Source organism: Okeania sp. SIO1H4 (genome assembly GCF_010672695.1).
Taxonomy (GTDB): Bacteria; Cyanobacteriota; Cyanobacteriia; order Cyanobacteriales; family Microcoleaceae; genus Okeania; species Okeania hirsuta.
Genome location: NZ_JAAHGB010000019.1, coordinates 1 through 18073, shown reverse-complemented (window position 1 = coordinate 18073; position 18073 = coordinate 1). Strand labels below are relative to the sequence as shown.

Annotated in this window: 14 protein-coding genes; 10 read left to right on the top strand and 4 right to left on the bottom strand. The window is 38.9% G+C overall.

The window, feature by feature from the left end:
* Window positions 1–501: 501 nt before the first annotated feature.
* Window positions 502–1800, bottom strand: coding sequence for a glutamate-1-semialdehyde 2,1-aminomutase (gene hemL, locus F6K06_RS15350; RefSeq protein ID WP_287242029.1), 1299 nt, complete (start codon window positions 1798–1800; stop codon window positions 502–504).
* A 277-nt stretch (window positions 1801–2077) separates the two neighbouring features.
* Between hemL and hisIE the strand changes: the two genes are divergently transcribed.
* The 4 genes from hisIE to F6K06_RS15330 all read left to right on the top strand — a co-directional run bounded on the left by hisIE (window position 2078) and on the right by F6K06_RS15330 (window position 6259).
* Window positions 2078–2737: a bifunctional phosphoribosyl-AMP cyclohydrolase/phosphoribosyl-ATP diphosphatase HisIE gene (hisIE, locus tag F6K06_RS15345; protein WP_124147269.1), complete on the top strand. Its 660-nt coding sequence runs from the start codon at window positions 2078–2080 to the stop codon at window positions 2735–2737.
* A gap of 142 nt (window positions 2738–2879) precedes the next feature.
* Window positions 2880–3323, top strand: a complete 444-nt coding sequence (locus F6K06_RS15340) for a lipocalin-like domain-containing protein (RefSeq protein WP_124147270.1) — start codon at window positions 2880–2882, stop codon at window positions 3321–3323.
* A gap of 234 nt (window positions 3324–3557) precedes the next feature.
* Window positions 3558–5024 (top strand): alpha-amylase family glycosyl hydrolase, encoded by a 1467-nt coding sequence (locus F6K06_RS15335; RefSeq protein ID WP_124147271.1) that lies wholly within the window; start codon window positions 3558–3560, stop codon window positions 5022–5024.
* 188 nt (window positions 5025–5212) lie between these two features.
* Window positions 5213–6259, top strand: a complete 1047-nt coding sequence (locus F6K06_RS15330) for a M23 family metallopeptidase (protein ID WP_124155071.1) — start codon at window positions 5213–5215, stop codon at window positions 6257–6259.
* 482 nt (window positions 6260–6741) lie between these two features.
* On the opposite strand, the gene F6K06_RS15325 is transcribed toward F6K06_RS15330, so the two are convergent.
* The gene (locus tag F6K06_RS15325) at window positions 6742–7341 is read right to left on the bottom strand and encodes a sigma-70 family RNA polymerase sigma factor (protein ID WP_287242035.1); all 600 of its coding nucleotides are present in this window, start codon (window positions 7339–7341) and stop codon (window positions 6742–6744) included.
* Window positions 7342–8007: 666 nt separating this feature from the next.
* Between F6K06_RS15325 and F6K06_RS15320 the strand changes: the two genes are divergently transcribed.
* The 3 genes from F6K06_RS15320 (at window position 8008) to F6K06_RS15310 (ending at window position 13040) form a co-directional block, all read left to right on the top strand.
* On the top strand, window positions 8008–9321 hold the full coding sequence (locus F6K06_RS15320) for a hypothetical protein (protein WP_287242038.1): 1314 nt from the start codon (window positions 8008–8010) through the stop codon (window positions 9319–9321).
* 53 nt (window positions 9322–9374) lie between these two features.
* Window positions 9375–10154: a S8 family serine peptidase gene (locus tag F6K06_RS15315; RefSeq protein ID WP_287242041.1), complete on the top strand. Its 780-nt coding sequence runs from the start codon at window positions 9375–9377 to the stop codon at window positions 10152–10154.
* A 735-nt stretch (window positions 10155–10889) separates the two neighbouring features.
* Complete coding sequence (locus F6K06_RS15310; RefSeq protein WP_287242044.1) at window positions 10890–13040, top strand: S8 family serine peptidase; 2151 nt, start codon at window positions 10890–10892, stop codon at window positions 13038–13040.
* Window positions 13041–13453: 413 nt separating this feature from the next.
* Here the strand turns inward: F6K06_RS15310 and F6K06_RS15305 are convergent, their stop codons facing one another.
* On the bottom strand, window positions 13454–14512 hold the full coding sequence (locus tag F6K06_RS15305) for a dipeptide epimerase (RefSeq protein WP_287242046.1): 1059 nt from the start codon (window positions 14510–14512) through the stop codon (window positions 13454–13456).
* Between F6K06_RS15305 and F6K06_RS15300 the strand changes: the two genes are divergently transcribed.
* From F6K06_RS15300 to F6K06_RS15290, 3 genes are all read left to right on the top strand, one after another.
* A complete protein-coding gene (locus F6K06_RS15300) occupies window positions 14511–14666 on the top strand; it encodes a hypothetical protein (RefSeq protein WP_161564342.1) in 156 nt (51 codons plus the stop codon). The genes F6K06_RS15305 and F6K06_RS15300 overlap by 2 nt on opposite strands.
* A 280-nt stretch (window positions 14667–14946) precedes the next feature.
* Window positions 14947–16251 (top strand): serine/threonine-protein kinase, encoded by a 1305-nt coding sequence (locus tag F6K06_RS15295; protein ID WP_124155065.1) that lies wholly within the window; start codon window positions 14947–14949, stop codon window positions 16249–16251.
* 96 nt (window positions 16252–16347) lie between these two features.
* A complete protein-coding gene (locus F6K06_RS15290; RefSeq protein ID WP_124155064.1) occupies window positions 16348–17196 on the top strand; it encodes an alpha/beta fold hydrolase in 849 nt (282 codons plus the stop codon).
* A gap of 309 nt (window positions 17197–17505) precedes the next feature.
* Here the strand turns inward: F6K06_RS15290 and F6K06_RS15285 are convergent, their stop codons facing one another.
* Window positions 17506–17955 (bottom strand): patatin-like phospholipase family protein, encoded by a 450-nt coding sequence (locus F6K06_RS15285; protein ID WP_192901291.1) that lies wholly within the window; start codon window positions 17953–17955, stop codon window positions 17506–17508.
* Between the last annotated feature and the right edge of the window lie 118 nt (window positions 17956–18073).

The window sequence follows — 18073 nt, the reverse complement described above, 5'->3', positions numbered from 1 at the left end:
AATCTATCAGTAATAGACATCTCCGATAATAAAAAATCAAATCAATTATCACACTATATATATCAATTCTTTCCCCCTACTGCCTACTCCCTCTTTTGGTGGAGATGTCTAATGGGTAATGATCAACTTATAAAGTCATCAATTACCCATTTGAAAACTTTTATGGCACTACGGATTTAGGTTAGGACACTACTAAACCCTATTTGCGTTTGCGTAGCATCCCGTAGGGAAGCATTGGCCTAGGAAAAACTAGCGTCATAGATTACTTTTTAATTTTGACTTTTTAATTTTGACTTTTGACTTCTAACTTGCGCGTAGCGCTATACTTTCCTCGCGGGAAGTCCCGCGCTGTAATATTCGATTCAGCGCCGTATGGGAGAGCCAGAACATCCTATACTGAGGGAGACAGGGGGAGAACATCACCTCTGTCTGTATAAACTGCAACTCCTTTGCGGGTTGAAGAACCCCGCGTTGTCGCTCAAGCGCAACGTCGGAAGTATGTCAAAGACTAGACATAACTTCTTTTGCTGCAGCTAAAGTTTTGTCAATATCTTCCTCTGTGTGAGCTAAAGAAGTAAAACCTGCTTCAAATTGAGAAGGTGCTAGATAAATTCCTCGCTCCAACATTCCACGATGGAACTTGCTAAACTTACTCAAATCAGACTTTTTGGCATTTTCATAATCGTGAACTGGGCCTTTATTGAAAAAGATACCAAACATTGCACTAATATGCCCACCACAAATAGGGTTACCAGTTTCTTTTCCAACCGCTAATAAGCCATCAGCAAGTCTTTTAGTAATTTTATCTAACTGTTCATAGGTACCTGGTTCCTTTAGTAACTCCAGAGTCTTAATACCAGCAGTCATAGCTAGAGGATTACCAGACAGAGTACCTGCTTGATACATTGGGCCTGCTGGGGCTACCATTGACATAATATCCTCGCGACCACCATAAGCTCCTACAGGCAAACCACCACCAATAATTTTGCCTAAAGTTGTTAGGTCTGGAGTAACCTGAAATTTTTCCTGAGCACCACCATAAGCAATACGAAAGCCAGTCATAACTTCGTCAAACACCAGTAAAGCATCATTGTCTTGAGTAATCATCCGTAACCCTTCCAAGAAACCTGCATCTGGGGTAATAAATCCAGAGTTACCAACTACTGGTTCGAGGATAACACCAGAAATTTGGTCAGGGTTGTCGGCAAAAAGTTGCTTAACTGCTTCTAAGTCGTTGTAGGGAGCAGTTAGGGTATTGCTAGTAACAGACTTAGGGACTCCAGGAGAGTCTGGCAGACCCAGAGTTGCCACACCAGAACCAGCTTTAACGAGGAACATATCAGCGTGGCCATGATAACAACCTTCAAATTTTATGACTTTGTCTCTACCTGTAAAAGCTCTCATTAAACGCAGTACGGCCATACAAGCTTCTGTACCAGAATTGACAAAGCGGACCATTTCGATGCTAGGTACAGCATCAATAACCATTTCAGCCAAGATATTTTCTAAAGCACAGGGTGCGCCAAAGCTGGTGCCTTTTTCCAGAACTTCTTTGAGGGAATTTAATACATCTGGGTGAGCATGACCACAGATAGCAGGTCCCCAAGTACCAACATAGTCAATATATTGATTGCCATCAACATCCCAGATATATGCTCCCTTGACTTGATCGAATACAATTGGTTGGCCACCAACAGACTTAAATGCTCTGACTGGGGAACTTACTCCCCCAGGCATGAGTTTTTGGGCTGCTGCAAAAATTTCTTCAGATTTAGTTGTGTTGAGTGTAGTAACTACCAAGTTAATCTCCTTCATTTGTGTTTGTTTCAATCCCTACGGGGGATTTTATGTTATCACCAAATTCAAATAAACCTTATGTATATTTAGGTAATTGTATCATTGCCCTAGGGGCATATTTATAGTTAATCTTGGAGAATTATGAAGCTTTTTTTGACAATTTATTGATGGTATGATATAGGCGATAAAAAAATAAATTAAAACTTAAAATTAAATATTCAGAAAATACTCAGAAGATATCCTAGACTTCGAGTATACAAATAGATTTTTTTGGCAAATTATGTCTACCTCCGAACCAGTAGCTTTAAGTCAATCGATTCCAGTGGAGCAGGTTCGTTACAATGAACAAGGACTTGTGCCTGCTATTATTCAAGATTATTTAGATGGTACAGTGTTAATGATGGCCTGGATGAATCAGGGAGCATTGCAAAAAACTCTAGAAACAGGGCAAACTTGGTTTTGGAGTCGTTCTCGTCAGCAGTTTTGGCATAAAGGGGCAACTTCTGGTCATTTTCAGAATATTCAGTGGATACGCTACGACTGTGACAGCGATACTTTGTTACTAGGAGTGGAACAGGTCGGAGATATTGCCTGCCATAGGGGAGAGAGGAGTTGTTTTCATCAGGTGGATGGAGAAGTTGTCAAGCCACCTGCGGATATTTTATCTCAGCTTTTTGATGTGATTTGCGATCGCCGCGACCATCCCCAGAAGGGTTCTTATACTTGTAAATTATTTGCCGGGGGAGATAATAAGATTCTCAAGAAAATTGGGGAAGAGTCAGCGGAGGTAGTCATGGCGTGTAAGGATGATGAGAAAGAGGCGATCGCTTCGGAGGTGGCAGATTTATTTTACCATACTTTGGTTGCTCTAGCCCAACATAATGTTGAGTTGCGAGATGTATATCGGAAGTTGGATGAACGCAGACCAAAAAATAAATAAGTGGCGCTGCTGAATTAGACATTGATTTTCCAAGGCGAGACCTTATTCTTTTGTCAAAATTAGACAAGTTAGAAAGTTAAGCAGTCAACAATCTAATCCTCTACTATATATTAATTTCTGGAAAACAAAATCAGGAACTAAAATGGTACAAAACCGATTTGTTGGAACTTGGCGACTGGTATCTTTTGAACTCAAAGATGTAAATGGTAAAGTAAGCTACCCATACGGTAAAGATACAATCGGATATCTAATGTATACAGAAGATGGATATATGTCAACGGTAATTATGGCTGCAAGGCGTCCCAAGTTTTCCTCTGCAGATTTTTTGGGAGGAAGTACACAGGAGAAAGCTAACGCTATGGAAACATATATCTCCTATTGTGGTAGCTATGAAATTAAGGATAAAAAAGTAATTCATCATGTTAAAGCCTCTTTATTTCCTAATTGGGTTGGTACAAACCAAGAACGTTTCTTTGAATTTACAGAAAATTATTTATTATTAACTACACCTTCCTTTAAGGTGAGTGACAAACGGTTGACTGGAGATCTGATATGGGAACCTTGTATTAAAACAATACTAAATTGATCGGGACTTACGCTGAAACTCTACTTATGGGGAGGGCGTTAGCGGAGCTTGGCGTTAGCCAATTCGCCTCTACAGATGGTGGTTTAACAGTCAATTTGCGTAAGTCCTGTTGATATTAGATACAGCATCAATAACCTTCTAGACAAAGATGATGAAAAACAAGCGATCGCTTTGCCAGTAAGGGATTTGTTCTATGATGTTATGGATAGTTTGAAACTCTCAAATATGAAATATATGATTAATCCTTCCCTATATCAAATAAACACCCGTGTTTGGCTCAATAGATTGTCCCAAAAGTTTGGTCGTCGCGCCACCTTAGATGATATTCCCGATCCAGAATTAGACCAAATAGTACACTGGGGATTTGACTGGGTATACTTTTTAGGAGTTTGGCAAACAGGAATAATGGCGCGAGATATCTCTCGTGCAAATCCTGATGTGCGAAAGGAAGCTATAGAACTTTTTGATGATGAGTTCCAAGAAGATTATATTTGCGGGTCTTGTTTTGCGGTAACAGGTTATCACATCCATGAAAATCTTGGTGACAATGCAGCTATGTTACGACTGCGCGATCGCCTCCATCAAAGGGGGCTAAAACTCATGCTTGATTTTGTTCCCAACCATACCGCCCCCGACCATCCTTGGGTACAAACAAATCCTGACTTTTATGTTCACGGAACTCAGGCCGATCTTGAACGAGAACCCCAGAACTATATACGAATAGAATTGCCAACAGGTAGCCAAATATTTGCTCATGGAAGAGACCCCTATTTTCCAGGTTGGTCTGATACTTTGCAACTGAACTACGGCAACCCCAAATTACAGGAGGGGATGTTAGCAGAATTATTCAATATTGCTCATTTGTGCGATGGTGTTCGTTGCGATATGGCAATGCTAATATTGCCAGATATTTTTGAGCAGACTTGGGGTATTCCAGTGCAACCGTTTTGGCCTAATGCAATTTCCCAAATTAAACAGCAACATCCAGATTTGATCTTTATGGCAGAAGTATATTGGGATTTGGAGTGGGAATTGCAACAGCGAGGATTTAATTACACTTATGACAAACGCTTATACGATCGCCTCCATCAACAGCAGGCAGTTCCAGTCAGAGAAAATCTTTATGCTGGTCTTGATTTTCAAAGTAAGTTAGCACGGTTTATGGAAAATCACGATGAACCCAGGGCAAATGCAGATTTTCCACTAAGAGTTCATGAAGCTGCTGCCATTTTGGCTTATTTTACCCCTGGTTTACATTTTTTCCATCAAGGTCAGTTACAAGGTTGGTCTAAAAAAATTTCGATGCACTTATGTTATGCTCCTGAAGAAGCTACTGTTCCACACATAGAGAGATTTTACCATCAATTATTAGATTCTTTAGCTCTGGATATTTTCCATGAGGGAAATTGGCAATTACTTGAATGTGTTACTGCATGGAAAGGAAATTCTACATGGAATAATTTTATTGCTTTCAGTTGGGAAGGAAAAGATGAGCGACTGTTGTTGATAATTGTTAACTATGCTTCTGATCGAGGGCAATGTTATGTTCAGTTGCCATTTGAGAGTCTCAGGGGTGAAACATATCGACTACAAGATTTAATGAGTGATATTAGTTACGACCGTTTGGGAGATAATTTGGTTTCACGAGGCTTATATTTGGATTTACCTGCATGGGGTTATCATGTTTTTGATGTTAATTAGGAGAGAGGCAATAGGCAACAGGCAACAGGCAACAGGCAATAGGGAGAAATAATTGATAATTTATCAGGAAAGGCAGAGGGCAGCAGACAGAAGGCAGAAGGGAATTATTAATTCTTTCCTCCTACTCCCTCTGTTCTAAAGTTGTCTATTGTTAGACTGATGATAAGTTTTAGAGGATAAAAAAACTTATGAAACTGAAAAAATATTTTTACACCTTCCTCACAATATTAGTCATAATATTAGCCAGCTATAATGCTAATGCCAATACAGTACTATTTGAAAATTCTATTATTGACAAATCTATTGCTCAAATACCAAACTCCAAGTTTGACTTGCCCATAAAATGTAACTTAGACAAAGACTGCTTTATTCTATTGTACAGCGATCGCGACCCCAGTCCAAATGCAGTAGATTTTGGCTGCGGTCGGCAAACTTACGACGGTCATAAAGGAACAGACTTTGCTATACCGGATGAAAAAACAATGGCCAGAGGTGTACCTGTAGAAGCAGTAGCTCCAGGTAAAGTATTAAGAGTGCGAGATGGAATACCTGACAAACGGGTAAAAAATCAGGCAGATAAAGAAGCAGTTGATGGTATTGAATGCGGTAATGGAGTCGTAATAGATCATGGTAATGGTTGGGAAACTCAGTCTTGCCATCTGCGCAATAGTAGTGTTACCGTTAAACCAGGAAAAGTTGTGGAAGCAGGTACTCAATTAGGAATGGTAGGAGAATCTGGTTTAGCTTCTTTTCCTCATGTACATTTGAGTATTAGATATCAGGGAAAAATTGTAGACCCATTTGTGGGAGTTAATGCTGAGAGTGGTTGCAATACTCCTCGTAACCCAATTTGGCAAAAACCGTTGAGTTATAAACCAACTGGTATTATTCGGACTGGGTTTGCTGGGGAGGCGCCTACTATGGATGATTTATGGAAAGGCAAATTTTATGACACAGTTTTACCTGGAGATATTGGAGCATTAATATTTTGGGTACAAATATACGGTGTTTTGCCTGGAGATATAGAGCATTATCAATTATTTGCTCCTAATGGCGAGCAGGTTATAGACAATAAAAAAGAAATTAAATCTGCCAGTAAAACATGGATAGGATATGCAGGAAAACGTAATAATTCTCAGCGTCCACTTGCTCTGGGTAAATGGAAGAGTCAGTATAATTTGATTCGAGGCAATAAAGTATTAATAGATGTTAGAAAAGAGGTGCAACTAAATTAGATGGGGAGATGGGGAGATGGGGAGATGGGGAGATGGGGAGATGGGGAAATATTTGGCAATGGCTGAAAATAGAAAGTTTTTTGGAGATGTCTATTGTATGATTTCACAGGAGTCAGGAGTTAGGAGTTAGTGGGACTTACACAAAATCAAGCTATAAAATAGGCTCAAGCATAGATAGGCAGAGGATTTTACGTCAAAAAGGCATAAATCCGTATGGAAGCAGGGGTTCTAGCCATTTTTAAGGCATCGACGTAATTCCCTTGTCTAGATTGACTTTGACGCATTTTTCCTACCAGAAAATGTCTAAGTACCATTAGTAGCATTGAGAAAGAAAAGGTTTGAATAGCATGAATTTAAAAATTCGTATTCAATAGAAATGAAGTAATTTTGCGATTACTGTATAACCAGATTTTATAAAATTAACACAAATTAACCTAAAAATTTGGTTAATAATAGGAATAATCACAACGCCCTACTAATTGTTAAAATCCCATCTCTTCAAGTAAACGACTTTCTAGCTCTTTCCAGCGCTTAGAAATAGTACTTTGGGTTAATCCAATTTCTTGAGCAAGTTGTCTTTGAGTTTTGCCCTGAACTCTTCCGAACCAAAGCTCCTGGTACTTTCGTTTTGGATAACATTGGTCAAGATTTTGGACAATCTGAGCTGCTTTGATGGCTAAATCTTCTATTTCCAAATTTTCCCATAGATTTAATTGGCTAGATAGTGTTTCTAGTAAAGGGACATCTGTCTCAGATACATATCGGTCTAAACTAATGCAATATCGATTTTTCCCTTGGTAAATGTAATCAATTATCGAATTTTTTGCTACTTTGGCTGACCAACGATAAAAATCCTTAATTGTGTCACCAGAAAATTTTCCTGCTTGAATTGCTTCTACAATTTTCAAGTAAGCTATCTGTAGAGCATCTTCCCAAGCAATGCTCGTATTATAAGTACGTTTGCGGGCAATCTTTTCGAGAATATTTCTGTGTTCGGAACTATTAATTAATTGATTCCAATAGTCAACTTCTCGTTTGAAGATTATTTGACTTTGAGTCTTTACAAATGTCTGAGAAAGCATAAAATACAGGTCCTAATATTTAAACTTGTGTGGCACTTACCTAATAGTTTTAGGAAAATTGATAATTATTTGTGAAATGCTTAGTATCAGGAAGTTTCGGTTGTAATTGACGACTATAAAAAATCAAACAGAAACACAACTTAGACTAATACCTCAACTAAAAGAGATAGTATTTCCAGGAATTTCATAGTTATGCAGTAAGTTTCAGCGTAGTCTAAGTTCCTTAGTCTAAAACTTGGGATAACTAGAAATTTATTAGACTATAGATATATTTGAGTGTTGAATCAGACAGTAACGCAATTGGTATTAATGCCCCAGAGATGGGAGTTATAAACAAGTGACCTCGACTTGTCAGTCCAAGATTCTTTACTATAAATCTGGGACAACCAGAAATTGATCGCACTATACATATACTTGAGTATTGAATCAGGCAGAAATGCTATTGGCATTAATATCCCAGAAAATAAAAATGCTATAACTTTTGTATAGCAAAATTTTGATCTACATCTAGACCTTTTGAAAAAAAGATTTTTGAGAAATTTGGGAATATTTTCTGTGGCGAAACCGTTAATAGTAACAAGAGGGTTGAAGCATGAAACAATTAAATGCCTCAACTCAAGTCAGAAAAATTATTCGCAAGAATAGAATTTCAACGAGAAAATAATTATGCAAGACTTTTCAAACATTGACTCTACTAGATTAACTCTAGAACCTGGGTTCTTGAAACCTACAGTTTCTGATACAGATCAAATTGCAGACATCGAAAATAGCGAACTGCGTAAGATTGCCAATGATGTTCTAGATGCAGCTAAGTATTCTTTTACAACTGCGGCTGCTAATGTAGAACAACAGGCTCGTCCGGAAACATTGGAGGCAACTTTTCAAGAAGCCATCAAAGGCATGAATGAGGAGAAGCGTGCCAGTGTCCGATCCAAAGCCACCGAACTGACAATGGCACCTCAAGCAATACGAGAGATTCAGTTTGGACGTTACGGAAAACTGAGTAGCCAAGAATATCTCAGCATGGGAATAGATCGCGTTGAAGAAGCAAATGTCTTACCGAAACTCGAAATTGACCAAAAACTTCTGGGATTAAAAACTCCTGTTCTTACCTTACCACAAAGTGTTGCTCAAATGACCGATGCGGGTTTGCTTATTCCTAAAGATCAACTTCCGGCTAGAATTTCCAATCAAACTGATTTTGAGGGAGCAGCTCAAGAGGTTGTTAAAACTTCTGTTGATTCCGAAGTTTATGATGCAGAAAAACTGCAACAAGTTTGGGGGCCTGTCTACTCAGAAGATCCATTCGGAGTGAGTGATTCAGACGACTTTGAAGAACAAGCTGTTACAGACAAACTTGGATTTTATATCACGCGAGTTAAATGTCTTGATGAAACAAACCCAGAGTTCTGGGGAAGTGACGAAATTGCCTTGGCTGGTGTTTCCGTCGATGAAACTGGTGATACGAAGAAGGTTCCTGAAAAATTTATTGGAGGTGGATTTGATGATGGAGATCAAAAAACCTACTCTCCTCATTGGAAATATCACTGGTTCAATATGCGGGAAGGTCAATATTGGCCGAAAGCTTACAAGGTTTCTCTGATTTTGGCAGAAAAAGATAACGGAGGACTTTCCTCAGTTTTGAATACTATTTATGTCAAAATTCGGGATTATGTCAAAAAGGCGATCGCTAAGGCTGTAGCAGGTGCTTTATCCTCTCTAGTCGGGCCGGCAATTGCGAAAGCTATCGGACAAATTACAGCTTGGCTTGTAGACAAGCTGATCGGCTGGATCATCAATTTGTTTAAAGATGATATTTTCCCTGTCAAGGTTCTAAGTTGTACTGTTCCTAGTTTCGGTGCGCGTTGGTATTATCCTAATGGCAAATGGGGTAGCCCAACTTCTGGCATTCGTACCGCTCACTTCTATGGACATGGCGGTCACTACATTATTAACTATTACTGGAAGTTGTACGCCTAAGTGTCCTATCTTCTCGTAGTCTGAACTTTTGATCCCTTTTCCCAGAATTGAGTATGGTTTCTACCCCTTCTCCCGTGAAAAACTCGCAAACCCAACTCGATCTGCGAGAAGTCCTTCGTCATTTTACCTCTAATAGCAGTCATCCAAACCGACTGCGTTGGCATCCGGCTTTGAACAAGGAGGATGGAGCAGGAATGCGAGTCGCACTACTGGACTCTGGGATTTCCGGAACCGATAGTCAACTGCAAAGCGCTCAAATTCGAGCGCGAGATTTCACAGGGTCTGGTGGGGTTTTCGATCCCACTGGACACGGCACAAAAAACGCCAGATTATTGGTTGCTCAGGGAACAAATGGATTTTGGGGATTGGTTCCTGCTTCTGTGCTTTTAGTAGGAAAAGTTCTGGGAACAGGCGACCCACATAGGGGTGCAGAAGCTTTAGCCAAAGGAATTCGTTGGGCTGTTTACGAAAAGGCAGATGTGATTATCATGCCTTTAGGACGAATTCGCGGCACAACTGTTGTAACTCAGGCGGTGCGTCAAGCAATCAAAGCAGGTTGTGTGGTTTTAGCAGCTGCTGGAAATAGGGGTGCTGAGACATTACTCTTTCCAGCTCGTTTATCTGATGTAATTGCCGTTTCAGCGGCAGATATTAATGGTCAACCCTTAAATTGGTGCTGTCAGATGCCGCAAGTCAACTGCTACGCTCCAGGCTTGGAAATAGGAGTTAGAGGCAAGTCTACAAGTGGCTCTTCGGTTGCTACTGTTTTGGCAGGAGGAGTAGAAACGCTCTATTTAGCTTCAGGAGTCAGGCGTTCATTAATTGATAATTGATCATGGATAATTGATAATTACCTCGGGTTTTAACCGTTACGGAATTGAATATTGGGAAATATCATTTCTTCTCTTGGTCTCATGGATATGGCGTTTAGCGTTCCGCACAACATAAAAAAATGTTCTATCTTCAGTCACTTGGGACTTAGGCATAGACCACATATATAGTAGAGTTGTTGGGAAATAACAATTGAATAATGCTCAAAGGCTTACTATATAAGCTTTTCAGGAGCTTATGCATAAAAAACCGCTGTAAACTTTGACTAATAAGGGTTTTAGCCATTTTTTTCGCTTAATTCCCAACAACTCTAGTATCAATAACTATAACGTTATAGTTTTCAAACTTTATATATAGTATTTTTGCGTAAATCCTATCACTGCCAAATCTTTCTAAATTCTCTTCCCTCCTAAATCAAATCCGGTTAAATAGACATTTGGTGATCATTAAAAATAAAATCAATTATCGTACATAAATTATTAATTCTTTCCCCCTACTCCCTACTCCCTCTTTTCCAGAGAGGTCTATTATATAACCGGATTCTATATAACTCTTAACTCTTGACTCCTGATCTAATTACACCAATGCTACCTCCTTTGATATGAACCTATCTTGATTAGGACTTACGCAGATACACTATATATAGTGCTCGCGACTATTGTCCAATAGTTAACAACCCCTATAAATAGTGCCTTTACCTAAGTCCTGTTGATAACAATTGAAGTCGAAAAAATAAGATGACCGGAACAAAAACATTCAGCTTGTTGCCTCAACAGAAATTACGCTTTATTCTAGACTTGAGTGTTACAGAGATAGAAGCGATAGTGCAGTGGCGTCAAATGCTCTCAACAGCGATCAACCTTGAAGACATTAGCCGTCGCGCTCAACTCGATCCAGAAACTGTAGAGCAATTACTCCTAAATTCAAGCAATGTAGAAAAGATGCGATTAAATCCTAACCGAGTTAATCGCAATCAATTGGAACAAATTCCTCAATTAAAACCGGATCGAATTGACATAGTGTTACAGGGAAAACCCTATTACTCCATGACAGAATTGGCGGTTGCAACAGCTTTACCGCTTACAGTATTAGATTATTTTTTTGTCATTCCGCCTCTGTCTTTTCCTGACAAACCTGCCAACAAAGAAGTTATTTTAGAACCTGTAACTGGATACTACCTCATCCCCCGTCAACCAGATTTTGAAAGATTAGATCCTGCTGCTCAGTTAGGGTATGTTGAGAGTCTAGCAATACCAGAAACTCTTGAATTTCGGATTGTAGAAAATAGTGATTTTGAGAGTGGTTCACAAGCTGCTCATCTATTAAAAGCTGCCTTTGCAGGAAATGTTCACCCTGTCTTGCGAGATGTTCAAGGGTCTAAACTTTATCTAGTTCCTGGTTCTATAGATTTATGGTTTCATTTGAATACCTCGTCCCCTCGACGTGAGGAAATTATTCAGGAGTTAGGACTAGAAATTGTCGATCCTCGCCCTCGAATGGGCTACTACCGCGCTCAACTCACTCACAAACCTGAAGATTTCGATGTCACTCGGGAAGTGCTTCGGGTAATTTCTAAAGCGAACCAATTTCAGGAAGTGGCTTTTGCTGAACCAGATCGAGTAGGTTTTGACGATTTTCAATTTGATCCTTCTTTTCCGATCACAGAAGCAGAGGGAGATTTTGAAGCAGTCGATCGCTTCTGGAATTATGAACTGATTGAACTTGAAGCTGCTCACGCTATTACAACTGGTTCTCCTCTAGTTACTCTGATCGTGATTGATAGTGGAATTGATACTAATCATTCTGATTTAGTACCTGCTTTGCGATCGGACTGGCAAAGCCTCGATCTCAACTTTGAAAGGGGTATACCTGCGACTGTCTTATCTCCCCATGCTTCCTATATTGCTCACGGAACAAAGGTTTCTGGTCTTGTTGCGGGAAGGAGAAATGCTACTATCTCTCAAGTCAGAGGGGTTGCACCGAACTGTTCAATTTTGCCGATTAAGATTTCAGGGAGCCAAGGGTATGGCTTGAGAGCAGAAGCAATTTTGGAGAGTTTAACCTATCTCCAACCTAATGAACGGGGGGTTATTAATCTCAGTTGGCGTATTGATGGCGAGCATATTGGTATTCGCCAAGCTTTAATTGCAGCTCAAAATCAAGGGGTAGCAATTGTCTGTTCGGCGGGAAATTATACTCTGGGAATGCCTCAAAAACCTGATGAGATTCACTATCCTTCTGCCTATTCCTATCTTTATCCCCAGTTAACTGCATTATGTTCTGTTGCTGCTGTTGGAGCAGGAGATCGCAAAGCCAACTATTCTTATTATGGAGAACAAAGTGTGACGCTCTCTGCTCCTGGGGGCGAGCAAGGGAGAGCAGGTACAGCAATTTATACAACCTCAACCTCCAATAGTTATACATACACTTGGGGAACTTCCTTTGCAGCTCCTCATGTAGCAGGTTTAATTGCATTGGTATTTTCTTTGAAACCAGAACTCACTCCTCAACAGGCGATCGCTATCATTAAAGAGACTGCTGATTCTGTTGATAGGGTCAATCCTTTGTATGTGGGAATGTTGGGTGCAGGTCGTATTAATGCTCGTGCTGCATTAGAAAAGTTGCAAGATGATTTTGGGATTCAACCTCCAGCACCACCAAGTCCAAGTATTTCTCACTATGACGATCGTGGTCGATTAAACATCAACCTGGCTACATTCGATGAACTTGTGAAACTTCCTTTAATTGAAGCTTGGCGAGCTAATCAGATTCTTGATTATAGGGAAACTCATGGCCTTTTTACGACTATTTGGAGTTTACTACTAATAGGAGTATTTGATCCGTGGACAATTCGATCGCTTGAACCTTATATAACTGTACTTTCGTGAGTTATTTCCCAAAAAAAGTGGATTATGAGGAGATATTCTTGAAACAGTTACATTTCTCAAAAAATTACCGAAAAATATTGATATTTTTGTAGATAGCAATCGCATACTTTAGGCAAGCGATCGCTATTTTTCTATACCAGTTTGATAAATATTTGCTACAAATAGCTAGGGTATTTCTTAGGAGTCAACCCACCCCTAACCCCTCCTGGGAGGGGAAGACAGGAGGATAGAGTCATAATGAATAGGTTTGATACCATTTTTTATGTAGTAATTTATCTTTTTCGTCCAATAGATATTTCCTACAAATTATTTTAATACTACTTATTGTTTGTAACATTCTTTTTTTAAATTGGTATTACAGATCGCTGTTTCCTGTTCCCTATTCCCTGGCGCGTAGCGCTATATAAGTCTGATTAAATCATTCCACCATTCAGACAAACTCCTAACCCAGGTAAATCATTCGGCAACAACCGCCCTTTTTCCATCACCGCACCAATAAACGGATCGTCAATCAAATTGAGATGACTATCTAAGTCCAAATAATCAGCGAGGGGAGCAAGTTGTGCTGCTGCTGTATTTGCCAAACAACTGTCAGAATAGCAACCAAACATTACCTTCAACCCACAAGCTTTAGCTACATAAACCATTCGCATTGCTTCAGTTAACCCCCCAGACTTCATCAACTTAATATTGATGCCATGTACCATTTCTGCCAAAACGGGAATATCTTTAGCGGTAAAACAACTTTCATCCACAAAAATAGGTAGGGGCGATCGACTGTAAAGATGAGGTAGATCGGCGATCGCTAAAACAGCAGCTAATGGTTGTTCCACATAAATAACCCCAACTGTAGCCAACCAGTCACACATTTTCACTGCATCCTCCAGACTCCAACCTCCATTAGCATCTACATATAACAAAGCATCTGCGGGCGCTTCTTCTTTGACTGCCATCAACATTGCTTTGTCTGCTTCAATACCTTCCGGACTACCTAATTTTACTTTCAACACCCGCGCATCAATAAATTCTAGCCAGTTCCGCACCCTCTGTTTAGCAGCTTCGGGGGTGCTGATACCAATAGTAACTGAGATGGGAACAATGTGATTTCGTTCTAACCCCCAAAGTCGCCATAAAGGCAACCCGACTTTTTTGCCTACCCAGTCATGCAAGGCCATATCAATAGCTGCTCTAGCGGCTGATGGTATTTCCAACTCTATCAAGACTTGTTCTATTTGTTGTCGGTCAAGTGGAGTAAACTTTTTTAGAGTAGGGGTAAGTTGCTCTAAAGTTTGCTGTAAATTTTTTGTAGTTTGCGGTTTTTCCCCTAAAGAAAAAGGTGAAGCTTCCCCCCAACCTTCGATACCTTCTTGTTGTATTTTTACCAAAATGTTGTTACTTTCGGCGGTAGTTCCTCGACTAATAGTTAAAGGAAATCTTTTATGGACAGTAAATGTTTGAATCTGAATTTGCATGATTAATAAATTTATTGAAGAAGGAGTCAGGAGTCAGGAGTCAGGAGTCAGGAGGGAAAATTGCTTATGGATAGTCAACGAAGGGCCGCTCCGCGTCTACGTCCCCCAAACAATTTTGATCGCCCCCATTGACGGTGGGGTATTAAACCCATAAGGGAAATGATAATTCTCTGCCACCTTATACCAATTTGATAAATTTTTGCTACAAATAGCTAGGATATTTTTTAGGACTCAGGAGTCAGCAGTCAGAATGAATAGCTTCAATACCAGTTTTGAACTAGAAAATTCTCTTTTTAGATTAACGTGAATTAGTCTGAGGTAAAATAGAATAAAGACTTTTCTATAAAATAGTGAATATGACCGAAAATTTCTGGTATCAAGTCTCCCTATTCCATGAGTTACTGATAACTGATAACTATTAACTGATAACTGAAATGACCTTACACCAACCTAATGATATTATTGCTCAACGATATCGCATTGTCACTGCTTTAGGACAGGGAGGAATGGGAATTACTTATGAAGCAGAAGACCTGACAAATTATCGGCGAGTAGCACTTAAAGCTGTTTCTTTTCAACAAGCAAAAGACTGGAAAATATTAGAACTTTTTGAGAGGGAAGCTAAAGTTATTGCCAATTTGCATCATCCTCAAATTCCTAAATATTTGAATTATTTTTATATTGATACAGAACAAGATAGATGTTTTTATTTAGTTCGTGAATTAGTATGGGGAAATTCCTTAGCAACTTGGGTGATAAAAGGTTGGCATCCGACAGAAATACAAGTTAAAAATATTGGGATTCAAATTTTGAACATTCTCAGTTATTTACATCAGTTAAATCCGCCAATAATTCACCGGGATATTAAACCAGAAAATATTATTTTACAACCTGATGGTCAAGTATTTTTAGTAGATTTTGGGGCAGTTAAAGATATTTATCGTCAGACAATGTCTTTCAGTGGAACTTTTGTCGGAACTATTGGATATATGCCACCAGAACAGTTACAAGGAAAAGCTTATTATGCTTCAGATTTATATAGTTTAGGTGGAACTTTATTGTATTTATTAACCCATCGTTCTCCAGATGAACTACCTCAAAAAAGAATGAAAATAGATTTTCGTTCTTGTGTGAAAATTTCACCAGAATTTACAGATTGGTTAGAAGTAATATTAGAACCGATGTGGGAAGATAGATTTCAGTCGGCAACAGCAGCTTTGAATGTACTTAGTAAGAAATCAGAAATTGTTTATGATGATTATTATACAGTTAAATATCCCAATAAAAGACCTCTAAAAAGTCGAATCACCCTGGAAAAGAAATCGACAAGTTTAATTATTAAAATTCCAGCTCAAAGTATAATTGTAAATCTATTGGTAATATGCTTATTTATTCATATTGTTAATATAGGCATTTCTTTGATTTCAAAAGAATTTCCTTTCAACCCTATAATTTTAATATGTTTTTTCATAACTTGTTTTCAATTGTCTATGTTTAGCAGTAAAATTCATCTTCAAATTTATCCAAATGAGTATTGGATTAAACAGAAAAATAGGATGTTTAGTCGTAGAAGTAGAGGTAAAACATCAGATATTATTGAAGGCAGAAAAATACTTCCTTTTGGCTATGGTGTGAGTAAAAGAGAACAAGAATGGTTAGTCACTGAAATTAGGGATTTTATACGGCAATTAAAATCACAAGAAAGCAGAGAAAAACTAGATAAAAAAATCTTGGATTAAGAAATAGTAAACAGAAAATTTCTATTCCCTGCTCCCTGTTGTCTATCAAATGATATAATCACCATATTCATTTATTAGTCAACAGATAAAAAAGTCGTGTCAATTGAGAAAAAAAATATAACAGTCGATTCTCTAGAATGGTTTTACCGGGAAGCTAAACCCGATGAGGAAACAGATAAACTGCCAATTTTACTATTACATGGATTTCCTGCTCAAAGTCATAGTTGGACTGCTATGATGCCCGAATTAGCTGAAGCAGGTTATCGAGCGATCGCTCCAGACTGGATAGGTTGTGGTTTATCCCCTAAGTTAGATAAGCGAGATTTTTCTTACAAACCAGAAGCTTTTATTCAGGCTTTAGCAGAATTAATTGACGCTCTAGAAATTGAACGATTTTATCTAGTTATTCAAGGATTTTTAGGCTCTGTCGGTTTACAATATGCTTTGCAAAATCGAGAAAAGATTGAGCGTTTAACTATTTTAAATACACCACTTTCTTCTACAGCAAAATTACCTTGGCAAATGAAACAATTAGGCATACCTTTTGTTGGTGATATGCTAGTTCAAGACCCTCTATTTGTCGATAGAACTTTAGAAAAAGGTAGTTGTTTAACAGTTGCTGATGAAGATTTAGACGTCTATCGTAGTCCTTATCTAAAAAGTTCTGCTGCTGGTAGATCCGTATCAGCAATTGTGCAAAATTTAGACTTAAAAAAGTCAATGGCAGAAATTGAATCTGGTTTTAAAGGATGGCAACAACCGACATTAATTGTTTGGGGAACAAAAGACCCTTGGTTAGATATTAGTCAAGCTGAAAATTTAGTTAATATTTGTGAAAATGGAAAGTTAGTTAAATTAGCAGAAGCTGCACATTATCCTCAAGAACATTGGTCTGGAGATATTACAGATGAACTACTGTTATTTTTGAGGAGGAAAGAAGTTTAGCTTTCCGGTGTCGAATTATTCATCGCGTAGGAGTTGGTTATATCAAATCCGCTGTCTCCGGAGTAATGTACAGGATAAATGGTGAAAATCATGTAGTGCGGGCATCTTGCCCGCGTGGATGTACCTAATAAAAACGGGAAGCGCTGTAATTGTGTTGATCGTCATATAATCGGTGAGGGCGAATGCCATTCGCCCCTACATATGGCTTTTCAAGGTGAATTTGTGTAGTTCCTGATTCTTATGTTTACTTCTCCCCCACTCCCCCACTCCCTTACTCCCCTACTCCCCCACTCCTCTTAGTGACAACAGTTACCAGTTAGCTAAGAATTTTTCTAACCTCTCTTTTTCCTGATCGAGATAACGATCTGTTTCCTTCAAAAGTGCTTGTAAATTTGTCTCCCTCGCATCATCCATTGCCAGTAATGGGTCTTTGAGGGGTAACTGTAGACGAATATACCGTGATTTATCGTCATTTTTACCCACACCTATAATTTGTTCGGCAACATATCTATGCACATCAGGTGGTGCATCCATGAATACATCTGCAATTCGCAAACCCCATTGTACAAGTCCCCATCCTCGTACTTTTTCCCAGGGAATAGGAGATGCAGGATCTCCAGTACCAATAGATATTACTTTAATTTGATCGATTACGCTTCCCAAAGATTGATTTGGAGACTCCCGTAATATTCTAATAGCCTCTGCTACAGCACAGGAAACAGGATTATTAGCGCAAACCCCTCCATCAATTAATATCATGTCCGGTAGCATCGGTCTTGTATAGCAAAGGTAAGGAAGAAGGAAGAAGGAAGAAGGAAGAAGAAAGAGGGAAGAGGAAAGAAGGCTACCCTCGCAAGAAAAAACCATCATTTCCTGT

Excerpts from the sequence above, each read along its gene's own strand:
- F6K06_RS15325 (WP_287242035.1), bottom strand. The coding sequence starts at position 7,341 with ATGCTTTCTCAGACATTTGTAAAGACTCAAAGTCAAATAATCTTCAAA.
- F6K06_RS15330 (WP_124155071.1), top strand. The coding sequence starts at position 5,213 with ATGAAACTGAAAAAATATTTTTACACCTTCCTCACAATATTAGTCATA.
- F6K06_RS15315 (WP_287242041.1), top strand. The coding sequence starts at position 9,375 with ATGGTTTCTACCCCTTCTCCCGTGAAAAACTCGCAAACCCAACTCGAT.
- hisIE (WP_124147269.1), top strand. The coding sequence starts at position 2,078 with ATGTCTACCTCCGAACCAGTAGCTTTAAGTCAATCGATTCCAGTGGAG.
- F6K06_RS15300 (WP_161564342.1), top strand. The coding sequence starts at position 14,511 with ATGATTAATAAATTTATTGAAGAAGGAGTCAGGAGTCAGGAGTCAGGA.
- F6K06_RS15305 (WP_287242046.1), bottom strand. The coding sequence starts at position 14,512 with ATGCAAATTCAGATTCAAACATTTACTGTCCATAAAAGATTTCCTTTA.
- F6K06_RS15295 (WP_124155065.1), top strand. The coding sequence starts at position 14,947 with ATGACCTTACACCAACCTAATGATATTATTGCTCAACGATATCGCATT.
- F6K06_RS15285 (WP_192901291.1), bottom strand. The coding sequence starts at position 17,955 with ATGATATTAATTGATGGAGGGGTTTGCGCTAATAATCCTGTTTCCTGT.
- F6K06_RS15310 (WP_287242044.1), top strand. The coding sequence starts at position 10,890 with ATGACCGGAACAAAAACATTCAGCTTGTTGCCTCAACAGAAATTACGC.
- F6K06_RS15320 (WP_287242038.1), top strand. The coding sequence starts at position 8,008 with ATGCAAGACTTTTCAAACATTGACTCTACTAGATTAACTCTAGAACCT.
- F6K06_RS15340 (WP_124147270.1), top strand. The coding sequence starts at position 2,880 with ATGGTACAAAACCGATTTGTTGGAACTTGGCGACTGGTATCTTTTGAA.
- F6K06_RS15335 (WP_124147271.1), top strand. The coding sequence starts at position 3,558 with ATGATTAATCCTTCCCTATATCAAATAAACACCCGTGTTTGGCTCAAT.